Source organism: Pseudothermotoga sp. (assembly GCF_031962025.1).
In the GTDB taxonomy this organism is placed as follows: Bacteria; Thermotogota; Thermotogae; order Thermotogales; family DSM-5069; genus Pseudothermotoga_B.
Map to the genome: position 1 here is coordinate 69385 of NZ_JAVRKW010000003.1, position 13013 is coordinate 82397.

General features: G+C 41.3%; 12 protein-coding genes. 11 read left to right on the plus strand and 1 reads right to left on the minus strand.

Annotated features, from left to right (window positions below):
• The first annotated feature begins 9 nt into the window (after positions 1-9).
• The 7 genes from AC4E92_RS03750 to AC4E92_RS03780 are packed head-to-tail and all read left to right on the plus strand — an operon-like array spanning position 10 to position 7147.
• Positions 10-1221, plus strand: a complete 1212-nt coding sequence (locus AC4E92_RS03750) for a S41 family peptidase (protein WP_490239256.1) — start codon at positions 10-12, stop codon at positions 1219-1221.
• The gene (locus tag AC4E92_RS03755; protein ID WP_490239257.1) at positions 1218-1811 is read left to right on the plus strand and encodes a hypothetical protein; all 594 of its coding nucleotides are present in this window, start codon (positions 1218-1220) and stop codon (positions 1809-1811) included. The genes AC4E92_RS03750 and AC4E92_RS03755 overlap by 4 nt, the downstream gene beginning before the upstream one ends.
• Positions 1808-2275 (plus strand): hypothetical protein, encoded by a 468-nt coding sequence (locus tag AC4E92_RS03760; RefSeq protein WP_490239258.1) that lies wholly within the window; start codon positions 1808-1810, stop codon positions 2273-2275. The genes AC4E92_RS03755 and AC4E92_RS03760 overlap by 4 nt, the downstream gene beginning before the upstream one ends.
• Entirely contained in the window at positions 2251-4581 is a 2331-nt protein-coding gene (locus tag AC4E92_RS03765) for an efflux RND transporter permease subunit (RefSeq protein WP_490239259.1), read from the plus strand. The genes AC4E92_RS03760 and AC4E92_RS03765 overlap by 25 nt, the downstream gene beginning before the upstream one ends.
• The gene (locus AC4E92_RS03770; RefSeq protein WP_490239260.1) at positions 4559-5845 is read left to right on the plus strand and encodes a glycosyltransferase family 4 protein; all 1287 of its coding nucleotides are present in this window, start codon (positions 4559-4561) and stop codon (positions 5843-5845) included. The genes AC4E92_RS03765 and AC4E92_RS03770 overlap by 23 nt, the downstream gene beginning before the upstream one ends.
• Complete coding sequence (locus AC4E92_RS03775; protein WP_490239261.1) at positions 5805-6434, plus strand: hypothetical protein; 630 nt, start codon at positions 5805-5807, stop codon at positions 6432-6434. The genes AC4E92_RS03770 and AC4E92_RS03775 overlap by 41 nt, the downstream gene beginning before the upstream one ends.
• Positions 6434-7147: a biotin--[acetyl-CoA-carboxylase] ligase gene (locus AC4E92_RS03780; protein WP_490239262.1), complete on the plus strand. Its 714-nt coding sequence runs from the start codon at positions 6434-6436 to the stop codon at positions 7145-7147. The genes AC4E92_RS03775 and AC4E92_RS03780 overlap by 1 nt, the downstream gene beginning before the upstream one ends.
• Here the strand turns inward: AC4E92_RS03780 and AC4E92_RS03785 are convergent.
• On the minus strand, positions 7127-7360 hold the full coding sequence (locus tag AC4E92_RS03785; protein ID WP_490239263.1) for a S4 domain-containing protein: 234 nt from the start codon (positions 7358-7360) through the stop codon (positions 7127-7129). The two genes, AC4E92_RS03780 and AC4E92_RS03785, sit on opposite strands and share 21 nt — an antisense overlap.
• A gap of 104 nt (positions 7361-7464) precedes the next feature.
• Between AC4E92_RS03785 and AC4E92_RS03790 the strand changes: the two genes are divergently transcribed.
• The 4 genes from AC4E92_RS03790 to bgaS are packed head-to-tail and all read left to right on the plus strand — an operon-like array spanning position 7465 to position 13001.
• The gene (locus AC4E92_RS03790; RefSeq protein WP_490239264.1) at positions 7465-9399 is read left to right on the plus strand and encodes an HD domain-containing phosphohydrolase; all 1935 of its coding nucleotides are present in this window, start codon (positions 7465-7467) and stop codon (positions 9397-9399) included.
• Positions 9400-9405: 6 nt separating this feature from the next.
• On the plus strand, positions 9406-10227 hold the full coding sequence (locus AC4E92_RS03795) for a DMT family transporter (protein WP_490239265.1): 822 nt from the start codon (positions 9406-9408) through the stop codon (positions 10225-10227).
• Between the two features lie 10 nt (positions 10228-10237).
• The gene (locus AC4E92_RS03800; RefSeq protein WP_490239266.1) at positions 10238-11527 is read left to right on the plus strand and encodes an MFS transporter; all 1290 of its coding nucleotides are present in this window, start codon (positions 10238-10240) and stop codon (positions 11525-11527) included.
• 4 nt (positions 11528-11531) lie between these two features.
• On the plus strand, positions 11532-13001 hold the full coding sequence (bgaS, locus tag AC4E92_RS03805) for a beta-galactosidase BgaS (RefSeq protein ID WP_490239267.1): 1470 nt from the start codon (positions 11532-11534) through the stop codon (positions 12999-13001).
• Positions 13002-13013 lie beyond the last annotated feature (12 nt).

Consider the following 13013-nt stretch of genomic DNA (forward strand, 5'->3'; position numbering starts at 1 on the left):
GGGATTGAAATGAGAAAAAATTCTCTGTTTTTCGTTATCGTTCTTTCAGTTTCTGTAGTTTTGGCAAGCTGGATTCTTTCGGCGGCTGTTACGCCAAAAGATGTGAACAAAGCACTTGACCCATTCTACCAGACCCTGTCGTACATTCTAAACACGTACTATCAGAAAGATCAGATCGACCTGAATAAATTGATGGACTCGGCGATAGATGGGCTGGTCAAGGGATTGGGTGATGACTTCTCTTACTACGAAAATCCGCGGGAAATGGAAGAAAGACAGATAGAAATGGAAGGAGAGTATGGAGGTCTTGGAATAGAGGTTACATACGACAGCGAGTACAAAGCGGTAAAAGTTGTCTCGCCGATGTACGGTACACCAGCGTGGAGAGCTGGCTTGAAAGCCGGTGACAGAATAGTCACCATAGACGATCAGCCTGTCAGTGAAATGGAATACATGGAAGCCGTGAGAAAACTGAGAGGTCAGCCCGGATCTACAGTCAGAATAAAGATTCTCAGAGAAGGCGTTGATTCACTGTTAACCTTTGAACTTGTGAGGGAAAAGATTCAGATAATTCCTGTGAAGCATGCGTTTATCGAAACGACAAAGGGTCGCGTTGGTTATACACTGATAACCAGGTTCGGTGCAAAGACATCCGATGAGATGAAAGAAGCACTGGATGAAATCTTTCAAAAAGGGGTTAAGGGTCTGATTGTGGATTTGAGAGACAATCCAGGTGGATATCTGAACAGCGCCATAGAAGTCGCCAGCTACTTTATAGACAAGGGTGTTGTCGTTAAGACAAAGAACGCTTACGGAGTGGAAGAGGTATACGAATCAAAAGGCAACAACTATCCGAATGTACCGATCGTTGTATTGGTAAACAGAGGTTCAGCTTCGGCGTCTGAAATATTGACTGGAGCTTTGAAGGATTATCAAATTGCAAAGATCGTTGGACAGAAGACCTTCGGAAAGGGATCGGTTCAAACCGGCTTCCCGTTGAGCAACGGTGGCACGCTCTATTTGACTACGGCGCATTACATGACACCATCTGGAAAGGATATTCACAAAATAGGAATCGATCCAGATGTTTTTGTTGAGGAAGCCACAACCACCACGCGTCAGTCGGCTGCTGTGGATTACACCAAAAAAGTTATAGAGATTGATATGAATGATCCTTATATAATCAGAGGATTGGAGGTTCTTCTGGAGATGGTCAAATGACATCTGCGGGAATGGCTGTGTTGATCTTCCTGGTTTGTTTCACTGTTTTCATTTTCGTCTATTATCCAGTGAACAAACGGGTTGAATCCTTTACCATAAACCCATTCCCGCGCGTTTCAGTATCTTCACCCTTCACGGGAATAATCGCTAAACTGAAAGCACTTTCAGAGCAGGTCCTTTTCTACAAAAAAGCCATTTCAATGGGTCAGAAAGTGACTTTGAATTTGTCACTACGAAATTCGGTTGTTCGAGCAAAGTCGTTCTCTGCTTATGAAGAAATGATTGGCGATATCGAAAAAAAGATCGGTACCAGACCGGCAGAGAAGAAAATCATTCTGAAGATGGAAGGTTACGAATATCTGATATATTCATCGTTTACTTTCAAAGATGTTTTGTTTGTGTACAAACCAAGAATAACCCTGACAGATGATGGATATGTTTTACGTGATCACACCGATGTAGCGAAAGTGATTTTGATGGCTTTAAACGGTGAAGGACCGGATATCAACTCTCAGATTCAGGAGCAATTACTCAGTTCTCTTTTATTGATCTCTCAAAGGTATGGTATAGAGGTGATAAAAACCAGATGAGCTATTTTGGGCTTCTGTACTCATCAAAGAAAATCGCTAAGGTTGCTGATTACTGGACTTTGATTGTGCCTTTCATTCTTGTCAATACACTGTGGTTTTCGCTGCTGGATAGAGTGCGCTATGTGTTTTTGAACACAAATTATTTTGTCAATTACGTGAAGCTCAATCTGGCTGTCTTTGTCTATGTCATTATCCTTTGTGGAATGGTTGCCCTGATCGAGAGAGATTTCAAAAAGATTTTCTCAATGCCACTGTTTTTCATTCCATATATGTTTTTGCCTCTGTATATTCGAATTTTTGAATTTTTCAATCTGCCTTTGATGGTTTCTATTTCTTTTGGCTTTGTTCACTCACTGCTGATTTCTTTTAATTACTACAGGTTATCAATTCACATAATTCGAACGGTAGTCTGCATACTGATCATGCTGGTGGTGAGACGTTGGCTTTCGGTGACTTTGTGGTAAAGAATCGATTTTATATATTCGCAGTTTTTGTGATTCTTTCACTGGTACTTGGTTATTATGGAATTGCAAATCTCACTGTTAATTCAGATCTGGCAAGCCTTGCTCCAAAAGGTGCGGATTTCTATGCCCAACAGATCGATTTTCTGGTTGAAAAACTGTCTTCTAATACCCTTACTGTGATTGCTTATACAGATGGGGATGTGAAAAGAACCAAGGTGGCACTGGAAAAACTGAAAGACAGATTTGAGAAGACCGATTACATTGTTGAAACGATGAAACTCGATAACCCTGAGGTCTTTGTCAAATATGGATTTCTTGCCATGGATTCGAACAGCCTCAAAGGTGTAAATGATTCTTTTAACTTCAATGTCAGCAACTTTCTGGACTTTTCAGAATACAGAAAAATCGCACAATCGTTCTTGACCGTTGAACAGCTTTTAGAAGAATACGAAAAGCAAAAAGGTATAGAACAATTTACCATGGTTTCTCCCGATGAACGTGTTATCATAATCAATTTCGTTTTGAAGGATAACATCATAGATGTTGATCGAGTGAGCAGGGCTATAATGGATCTGAAAAAGATAGCCCAGCAAGTTACGAAGGAAACGAACGTGAGATTTCTTTTCACAGGAACTGCGGTTGGTGTTTTTGAATCCAATGAGCAGGTAAGAAAAGACTTTCTTTTGACAACCGTCATATCTTTCACAGGTATATGTCTTGTGATTTATCTGGGGTATGGAAGCCTTTCGATACTGGCGATCTTACTGGTATCGATGGCTGTTGCCATGTGTATTACCCTTGGTATCACAAAGTTCCTCTTAGGTGAGATAAACATAGTGACTTCTTTTGTCAACGCGATGGTTCTTGGTCTGGGCATCGATTATGGAATTCACATGATCACAAAGGTAACCTCCCATGCCAAGGAAGGAACAGTTGATTCTGACGCCATGCTGGTTGCGATTTCAGAATTTGTGCGTCCAGCCCTTGCTGCTCTTTTGACAACAGCAGGTGCCTTTTCTTCGATGTTTTTTGGACTGTCCAAGCCTTTTGTACAGATGGGATTGTTTGCCATCATCGGTGTGGCTGTGTTTTTTGTCACGATGCTTTTGTTCCTTCCGTCTCTTTTGATGATATTCAAACCGAAGATCAAAGAAAACAGAAGAAGGATGGATTTTTCATTTTTCATGAGGGGTAAGGTGAGAAAATCGATCAGAATTATCGTCATAGCAATGACTCTCGTTTTTATACCCCTGGGGATAATCAATCTCAAAAATTACTGGTATACCCCATCGGGGCTGGTTTCAGAAAAAGCAGAATCTTCAATAGCTTTTGAAGAGGTGAAAAGAAGTTTTCAGAAGGTTGGTTTTGGAGAAATCTGTGTCTTGGCGGATGATCTTGAGGATCTCAAGAGAATAGATTCCATAATAAGAAACTCTGGCTTTTTAATACCTCCGCTTTCTGTTTTGAACATCCTGGAATATGCTTCTGATGACGTTGTGAAGGCATTACCAAGCATGTATTCCAGCCTTTTTGAAATTGTGAATAACCCTGTACTGGTTGCTGTTTTCAAAAGAGTTGGTATGTACGGTCAAATTCTTGAAATGCTTTCGATGGTACGGAATTCGAAAAATATGCAGGACATATTGAATGAGTTGAAAAAAGATGTCCCGATGTTTTTTTATGAAAAAGACGGCAAAACAAAGTTCGTGCTGTATACAGATACAGCCCAGGATCTTTATAAACAAAACAGGATAAAGCAAGTCTACAACTTTTTCCAGAAAAACAATGTCAAATCCTATGGTTATCCAGCGATACTTTACAATGTGATGAACGACATGAGAGCAACGGTTTACTGGCTTTCTATGTTTGTTTCTCTGGGAGTTTTTATCATGCTGATGATAGACACAAGATCGTTGAAGATGAGTTTATTGATACTCGGTTCGGTGATAGTCTCGATTGTGGTTGCCTTTGGCATTGGATTTTTGATGGGAGTTCACACCACTTTCATGACCTTGCTTTTGATACCTATACTGGTAGGAACGGGTGTGGACGGCTTAATTCACATGCAGCATGTTTCAAAGATTAAAGAGGCAAATGGACTTTCAAGGACTTTAAAATCGGTTACTTTCTGTACATTCACGACTGTCGTTGCTTTTGGAAGTTTTTCACTATCTCAGGGAAAACTCCTCAAAGAATTCGGCATTTTGATGGGAGTAGGACTTTTGGTAACCTGGCTGGTGACGATTTTCATCTCAGAGTATTTCCTTGAAGGCGGTGATGGTGTTGAGAATCGCGATGTTCACTGATACTTATATACCGCAGGTCAACGGGGTTGCGACATCGGTCAGTCTCTATAAAAAAGCCCTTGAGAAACTCGGGCACGAGGTTTATATAATAGCCCCAATAGGACCTGAAGAAGATACTGTTTTTACAATAGGCGGGATTCAGTTCAAGTGGGAGAAAAACCATGTGATACCCAGCAGTGGAAGGTTGCTGCCACTGCTTAATTTCACAAAACAAAAGAAGATCGAGGTGATTCACAGCCACGCTCCTTTTGCACTTGGCTTCAGGGCTTTGACAGTTCAGAGACGATTGCAGATCCCGCATGTTCATACTTACCACACCTTACTGGTGGAGTACAGACATTATATTCCAAAGCCGCTTACTCCTTCATCAAGGAGCGTAGAAGAATTTTCTGCGTGGTTCTGCAACATGGTCAATAGGGTGATTGCACCTACTGAAAAAATAAAAGATGAATTACTCAGGTACGGTGTGACCAAGCCCGTGGATGTTATTCCGACGGGAATCGACGTGGAACTCTTTGAAGGTGCAAATGAATTTAACATAAGAAAACACCATGAAATCGACGATAGGTCCAGAATTCTTCTTTTTGTTGGAAGACTTGCGAAAGAGAAAAACGTTGTTTTTGTGATCCGGGTTTTGAAAATGCTGCTCCATAAAAACTACGATGTTCATCTGATAATCATCGGTGATGGTCCTGAAAGAGACTCCTTGGAAAAACTGGTTAGAGAACTTGATTTACAGTCTCGTGTGACATTCACCGGTTACATGCCAAGAAAGAAACTCGCCAATTACTACAGACAGTCAGATTTATTTGTGTTTGCATCTGAAAGTGAAACTCAGGGTCTGGTGGTGCTTGAGTCACTTGCGGCAGGCACACCTGTTGTAGCGGTGGCGAAAATGGGTATAGCCGATGTCTTGGTAAATGGTCAGGGTGCGCTTTTGATTGAAGAACCAGTTCTCTCTGAGTTTGTTGAAAAAGTCGAGCAGTTGCTTTCTGATAAAGATCTCTATGAACAGATGAGAAAAGCAGGCAAAGAATATATTGTGAAGAACTGGTCCATAGATGCAAAAGCACTTTTACTGGAAGATTCATACAGAAAAGCCATAGAAGAAGGACCATCTCAGTGTGATTTTCGCGATAATGTCTGGATTGAAATCATGCTGGAAAAGATGAAGAATATCTCTGCAAAAATCTTTGAAACCATAAACAGTGGAGGTGTGAAACGTGCTAGCGTTAAATATCTTGCTCGGTCACGTCGTGGCTGACCACGCTTTTACCAACAATGCAAAGATCAGAACTTATTCAGGCGGAAAACTGGCTGGTCACATAGCTTGGTCGGTACTGGCGATTTTAGCTTTTACCTTCGATACGCTTTTGAAATCTTTCACAGGGATTGCAATACTTGTGGGTTTTTCTTTTGTCCATGCAGTTCTTGATTTTTTGCGGGTGAAATGGTACCGAAAAAATAAAAGAATCGTAGATCTGATTGAATTGACAGGCATTGCTGTGGCACTTGTGGTCAATTTATTTTCCGTTCGCCTGCTTCAAAACTCCTATCTTTCACCGGAGTTCATAATGTATCTTATGGGAATGAGCGTTGTTTCTGTTGGAATCACCTATATTTTTCGTAACTATTATCCGGCAGAAGAGTTTTTACCGGATGTGGACGGCATATCTGAGAGACTGGCTATCTTTGTTTTTGTGCTTGCTTCAAAACCACTGCTTGTCGTTGCAAGCATTGCGATCGGACTGCTTTACAAACTCATATTTGTGAAAAAAGTGAATCACACCTGGTGGATCAGTCCTGCAAGCGGGATTGTTCTGAGCCTTCTGTGGAAGTGGATTATCTATTGATGATAGGTGAGAAGATCATCTGGGTTGCGGCTTTGCCATCTACAAACGATTTTCTCAAAGAAAACTGGCACAGGTTGCCGCACGGTACAGTTGTGGTCGCAGAGTACCAGACGGCAGGCAGGGGTAGATATAAAAGATACTGGCATTCACCACAGGGTGGTTTGTGGTTTTCAATTCTTTTCAAACCAAGGAAGCAGATCAAACCGACTTTTTTCACAAAAGTCAGCTGTGTTGCGGTCGCAAGGGCTCTCTCTTTTTTTGGAATAGATGCACAGATCAAATGGCCCAACGATATCTATCATAATGGCAAGAAATTAGCAGGTATTTTGAGCGAATCTGTCTTTGAAGAAAACACACTCAGAACAGTTGTCGTGGGTATTGGCTTGAATGTCAACAACGAAATTCCAGATGAGATAAAAGATAAAGCCACAAGCCTTCGTGAAATTTCTGGCAGAGATTATGATTTGAAAGCCGTCCTCAAAATTATCCTCAAACACATCAACCAGTTGTTGAAGCGTTATTTGAATAAACCAGAAGCCCTGACAAGGGTCTGGAAGGGTTTGTTGATTCAAAAAGAAGGGCAGAAAATAACTTTCAAATTGAACGAAACGCTTAAAACTGGAAAGATCCTCAAAATAGAAGATGAAAAAATGCTTTTGATGGTGGATGACCAGCAAATTCAGGTGAGTTCCTTAGAAGTTCTCGAGCCTTGACTGGCTCAATATTTCATATTCTGTTTCTGAAACCACGCGAACAACTATTTCTTTGAACGGATGTACGATTTTAAGAATATCCTGGGGTTTAACTTCATACGAAGGTTTAACCACTCTGTTGTTCACCAGAACTTTTCCGTGCAAAAGCATTTGCTGAGCAACTGTTCTTCTTTTTATCAACCCGGTTGATTTTAGATACTTGTCTATTCTCAAAGCCACACCCTCCATTTTTTATTATAATGCAGCACAGCAGTAGATGCGATTTTGATGGCTGAATTGTGTTATAATTTTACAAACACTTATGCAGGTGAAAAATCATGAAATGGCTTGTCATTTTGTGTATGACAGTTACCTGTTTTTATTTCTCAGTAACATTAAAAGTGGGGGTTTATCACAATCCTCCTTTGATCGATTTTTCAGAAAACAAAGCGTCCGGTTTGTACGCCGAAATACTCCAAAAGATATCATCACAAAACAACTGGGATATTGAGTACGTTTTTGGTGAATTTGCCACACTACTGGAAAAGCTGAAAGACAAACAGCTTGACCTTGTGGTAGCAGTTGCTTACACGCAAAGTCGCGCAGAGCTGTTTGATTTCAACAGCCAGGCAGTTATACTCAACTGGGGTGTCATCTGCGTAAAAGGCACACTCAAAGGCTTACTCGATCTGCAAGACAAAATCATAGCCGTGGTTGAGAGCGACGTTTATGCACAGTATCTGAGAAAACAACTTGAAGATTTTAAGATGAACGTCAGGTATTTTTATGTCAGTGATTATGAGAAAGCCCTTGAAGCTGTTCAGAATGGTTTAGCAGATGCCTGTGTCGTGAGCCGAATCTTTGCACAGAATAATGCCCCACGGTACATGCTTCAGATAAGTGGAATAGTTTTTTCACCTGTAGAACTGAGATTTGCGTTAGCCAAAAATGCAGATAAAAATCAGATGATTATTCAGGCGATAGACGATTATCTGTATAAAATCAAGTCTGATCAGCAGGGTTACAATCAACTGCTCGCACGTTATCTTGGTCAGTACGTGGAAAAAAATGTGATTCCAGGCTGGCTTAAAACAGTCCTGATCTCAGTAGTTGTTGTAACTGGATTGTTCATTCTTTGGACAGTTTCTTTGAGAAAGATTGTGGCAATGCGTACAGATCAACTCAATAAAGCCCTAAGGGAACTTTCCATCAAAAATGAAGAGATAATCGCAGCAGATCAGGAAATCAGAGCACAGAACGAAGAATTGCAGACCATGAACGAGGAACTTGAAAAAACCATCAAAGACCTTGAGACGGCAATTGAAAGATTCAACGAATCTATGAATCTCATTGAACAGCTTGCGGTTTTTGAAAAAGATGAAGAATTCTGCTGGAATTTTCTGACAGTTGTGAGAACTATCGTTCCAGATTGCTCGGTGGCTTTTTCATACATGAATATGTGTTATCTTCAAACAAAAAAAGGTATCAACGTTGTTTTAACAGAAAGATCGGTAAATGAAAGTTTTCAGATCTACGACTTTGACGAAAAAGTCCATGAGACATTGAATATTGGATCAGACAAAGAGTACCTGGTCATCTTCAATCACTCAGAACACAAACTCGAGGATAAAGTCGTCAAGCTGGTGAAAAGCCTTTTCAACATAGCAAAGGTCTTTCTCAGAATAAGAGCTTATCAGACAAAAGAAAGAGATTTTGTCAAAAGGATTAATGAAGTTCTGCTCACGATTTTGAATTATCACGAATCATATACATTTGTCCATTCGACCAGATCAAGTGATTATGCCGTGAAGGTTGCTCAGCGCATGTTTTTAGATGATGAGAGTATCAGCAGGGTTTACTGGGCAACTTTGATCCATGACATTGGAAAGATTGCAGTACCAAGGGAGATTTTGTGCAAAAGCTCGAAATTATCGCCGGAGGAATTCGAAGCAGTCAAGATTCATCCAGTTGTGGCTGCCGATTTACTTGAAAAAGCCGGATTAAACGATATAGCAAAAATAGTAAGGCATCATCATGAGAGATACGATGGAACAGGCTATCCCGATGGTTTGAGAGCAGAGCAAATACCGATCGAGTCCAGAATAATATCCGTTGTAGACGCATACGATGCGATGACCAGTGACAGACCGTACAGAAAAGCACTTTCAGGTGAAAAAGCAGTTGAAGAGCTGGAAAAAAACGCCGGCAGTCAGTTTGATCCATTGGTTGTGAAAATATTCATCGAGTTGTTGAAAGAATCGCACGAGGAGTGATCTGGTTTGATCTATCTTTATCTGATAGCCACACTTTTGTTCTGGTCTTCCATGGAAGTTTTCACCAAACCGTTGATGAACCAGGTGGATCCTTTTTTTCTCACCTTTTTCAGATTTCTCGTCGGTGGTCTTTTTCTTTTGATTTTCGTACGAAGAAAAATACCTTTCAAAGATGTAATTTTACTTGCTGCAGTTGGTTCGATCAACGGTGTGCTGTCAATGTCTCTTTTACAGCTGGCTGTTAAACTATCAAACGCATCAACTGCGGCAACGCTTGTAGCCACAAATCCATTGTTTGTAACGGTGTTTTCGTTCTTACTTGGTAAGGAAAAATTCAACTTCAAAAGGTTTTTGAGCGTTGGTGTGGGATTGATTGGAATACTGGTTCTTTCCTATGGGAAAATTGAAGGTGACAGCATATCTGGTTTACTGTGCGGGATAGGCGCTGCGGTGACTTTTGCACTTTATGCAGTACTCATGAGGGACTTCACACTCAAGTACGGTTCTTTGAATGCCACGGCTGTTTCGACTCTCTCATCGGGGCTTATATACGCTATCTTGCTGACTCTGGCTGGTAAGTTCAGGATACCAGAAATCAGTCTTTATCAGTGGATGATTCTGATATATGTCGGCGTCTTTGTAACTGGTCTTGCATACGTCACTTATTTCAAAGCCATGGAAAAACTTGGACCATCTCGAACAAGCTTAGTTTTTTACCTCAAGCCAGCCGTGGCTAGTTTTTTAGCTTTCTGGCTTCTTTCAGAACCAGTGGGTTTATTCAAAATACTCGGTACTGGTATAATTGTACTCGCACTACTGTTGAGATGATGGAGGTGGTATGGTGAAGACGGCTTTGTCTGTATTTTTTCTGGTGGTTCTGATGGTTCTTTTGAACGCCGACCAGATGGTGATGTCACCAACCATAGGAATGATAGAAGAAGAGTTTCACGTAACTGACGCACACATAGGTTTTGTCGGTGCTGTTTTTACAGTGGTGGGTGCATTGATAAGCCTTGTGTGGGGTTATTTATCGGATAAATACAACCGAAAAAATTTGCTGATCTATTCCATACTCGTCGGAGAAATTCCATGTTTTATGACGGCTTTTTCTACATCTTTCAATCAGCTTTTTTTCTGGCGCGTACTGACCGGGATCGGTGTGGGTGCGAGCTTTCCGATAGTTTATTCACTCGTTGGAGATATGTTCGATGAAGTGAATAGAGGAAAAGTCGTTGCCATTCTGGCATCTGCAATGTCCATAGGCTCAATCCTTGGTATGATCGTTGGTGGATTTGTCGGTCCAGCATTCGGCTGGAGGATTCCATTTATACTGGTCTCTCTTCCCAATGTTGTACTTGCACTGATCGCATTATTCGTGCTCAAAGAACCAAAACGCGGTGCTTTTGAAAAAGGCATTGGCGAACTGGTACAGGCTGGATATGCGTATCCAAAATTACCCAAGATGCAGGATTACGCCAAGCTGATAACGGTGAAAACCAACCTTTTTCTTTTCTTTCAGGGTATACTCGGTACAGTTCCATGGGGTGCGATACCGTATTTTCTGGTTGAATATTTTCGCAGAGAAAGGAATCTGTCTATCGAAACGGCTACATTCATTTTCCTGATCTTTGGACTGGGAAATATTCTCGGTACAGTCATTGGTGGCTGGATTGGTTCAAAGCTCTACAAAATATCTAAACCGTCTGTGCCCATCTTCTGTGCAATTACCACCGCACTCGGTGTCTGGCTCACAGTTCTCACGATAGATTATTCTCCTGTGGGAACAAAAGGGCTTTTTGTTCTTGGAATACTCGGCTTGGTCGCGGCTTTGACGGATAGCCTCACAGGATCGAATGTCAAATTCATGCTTTTGAATGTCAACGAGCCACAGGATAGAGGAAGGATCTTTTCAATCTTCAACCTGACTGACTCACTTGGAACTGGAGTGGGCAGATGGATTGGCGGATCATTTTCGGTGTTGCTTGGTTCTCTTGGAGCTGCCATGAAAGTATCGGCATATTTTTGGTTTGGCTGTTCGGTCTTTTTGTTTCTCCTGAGTTTTTATTTTGCCAAAGATGTGCAATCACTCGAACAGAAAATGATCGCACTTGGGCAGGAAAGGGGGTAAGTCCATGTTTTCAGAAGATTTCCTTTTTGGTGCATCGATGGCTGGTTTTCAGGTTGAAATGGGTTATGCTGCTGAAGATGTCGATCCAAATACCGACTGGTTTGTCTGGGTTAGAGAACCTGAAAATCTCCTGACAGGTGCCGTGAGCGGGCATTTACCGGAATATGGTGTTGGTTACTGGAACAACTACCCGGTTTTACATCAACTTGCCGTGGATTTCGGTATGAATGTGCTCAGAACCAATGTTGAGTGGTCAAGAATTTTTCCATCTCCAACCTTTGAAGTCCAGGTTATCGTTGAATCTCAGGACGGGGTAACAAAGGTAGTGGTGAACCGTGAACATCTTGAAAAGCTTGACAAACTGGCGAACCAAAAGGCAGTGGAACACTACAGGCAGATTTTCAAGGACATGAAAGACCGTGGATTGAAGGTGATACTCAATTTATCGCACTTCACACTTCCTCTGTGGATTCATGACCCAGTATCTGTTCACAGGGGTCAGCAGACAGAGAAAACGGGTTGGGTGAATGATCAGACTGTTGTAGAATTTGCAAAATTTGCGGCATACGTCGCCTGGAAATTCGATGACCTTGTGGATATGTATTCAACGATGAACGAGCCGAATGTCGTGAGTCAGATGGGATATATCATGAGCAGGTTTGGTTTTCCACCTTCTTATTTCAGCCCCGAGATGTATATGAAAAGCCTTCTAAATCAATCTCAGGCTCACGCTCGAGCGTATGACTGTATCAAATCGCTGAGCAAAAAACCAGTTGGAATAATCTATTCTGCATCTGTATACGAATCCATAAACAAAGACAGAGATATTGAAGAGAGTGCAACCTATCTGATGAACTACCTTTTCCTGGACTCGATAACCTTCGGCAAGGTCTTTTTCCAGGAACGCTCAGATTTGAAAAACAGACTTGATTTCATAGGATTGAACTACTACACAAGGACGGTGATTGACAGAATACCACCGGTCAATTTCGGATTTCTTTCACTCGAATGGATGATAATGGATGGGTATGGTTACAACTGTCCTGCCGGTGGTATGTCAAAAGATTCAAGACCGGTCAGTGATTTTGGCTGGGAGACATATCCAGAAGGATTGCTCAAACTTCTAAAACAGACCTACGACAGATATAAATTGCCTATCATAGTCAGTGAAAACGGAGTTGCAGATTTTAGAGACTGGCTCAGACCGTATTACTTGGTGGGACATCTTTATGCAACAGAAAGGGCAATTGAAGAAGGTGTGAAAGTATTCGGTTATCTTCACTGGTCGATTGTCGACAACTATGAGTGGGCAAGGGGATATCACATGCGCTTTGGTCTTGCACAGACTGACTATCAGACAAAACAATTCATTCCAAGACCATCGATGTTCATCTTTAGAGAAATCATCAAAAATCGCAGTTGTGAGAAATTTCATGGATATCTGAAATCGCCCTATGAAATATGGAGAATTTAGAAAAATGCAAAA

What these genes read in the sequence shown, in the direction of transcription:
- AC4E92_RS03750 (WP_490239256.1), top strand. Translation starts at nt 10, where the DNA reads ATGAGAAAAAATTCTCTGTTTTTCGTTATCGTTCTTTCAGTTTCTGTA.
- AC4E92_RS03755 (WP_490239257.1), top strand. Translation starts at nt 1,218, where the DNA reads ATGACATCTGCGGGAATGGCTGTGTTGATCTTCCTGGTTTGTTTCACT.
- AC4E92_RS03760 (WP_490239258.1), top strand. Translation starts at nt 1,808, where the DNA reads ATGAGCTATTTTGGGCTTCTGTACTCATCAAAGAAAATCGCTAAGGTT.
- AC4E92_RS03780 (WP_490239262.1), top strand. Translation starts at nt 6,434, where the DNA reads ATGATAGGTGAGAAGATCATCTGGGTTGCGGCTTTGCCATCTACAAAC.
- AC4E92_RS03790 (WP_490239264.1), top strand. Translation starts at nt 7,465, where the DNA reads ATGAAATGGCTTGTCATTTTGTGTATGACAGTTACCTGTTTTTATTTC.
- AC4E92_RS03800 (WP_490239266.1), top strand. Translation starts at nt 10,238, where the DNA reads ATGGTGAAGACGGCTTTGTCTGTATTTTTTCTGGTGGTTCTGATGGTT.
- bgaS (WP_490239267.1), top strand. Translation starts at nt 11,532, where the DNA reads ATGTTTTCAGAAGATTTCCTTTTTGGTGCATCGATGGCTGGTTTTCAG.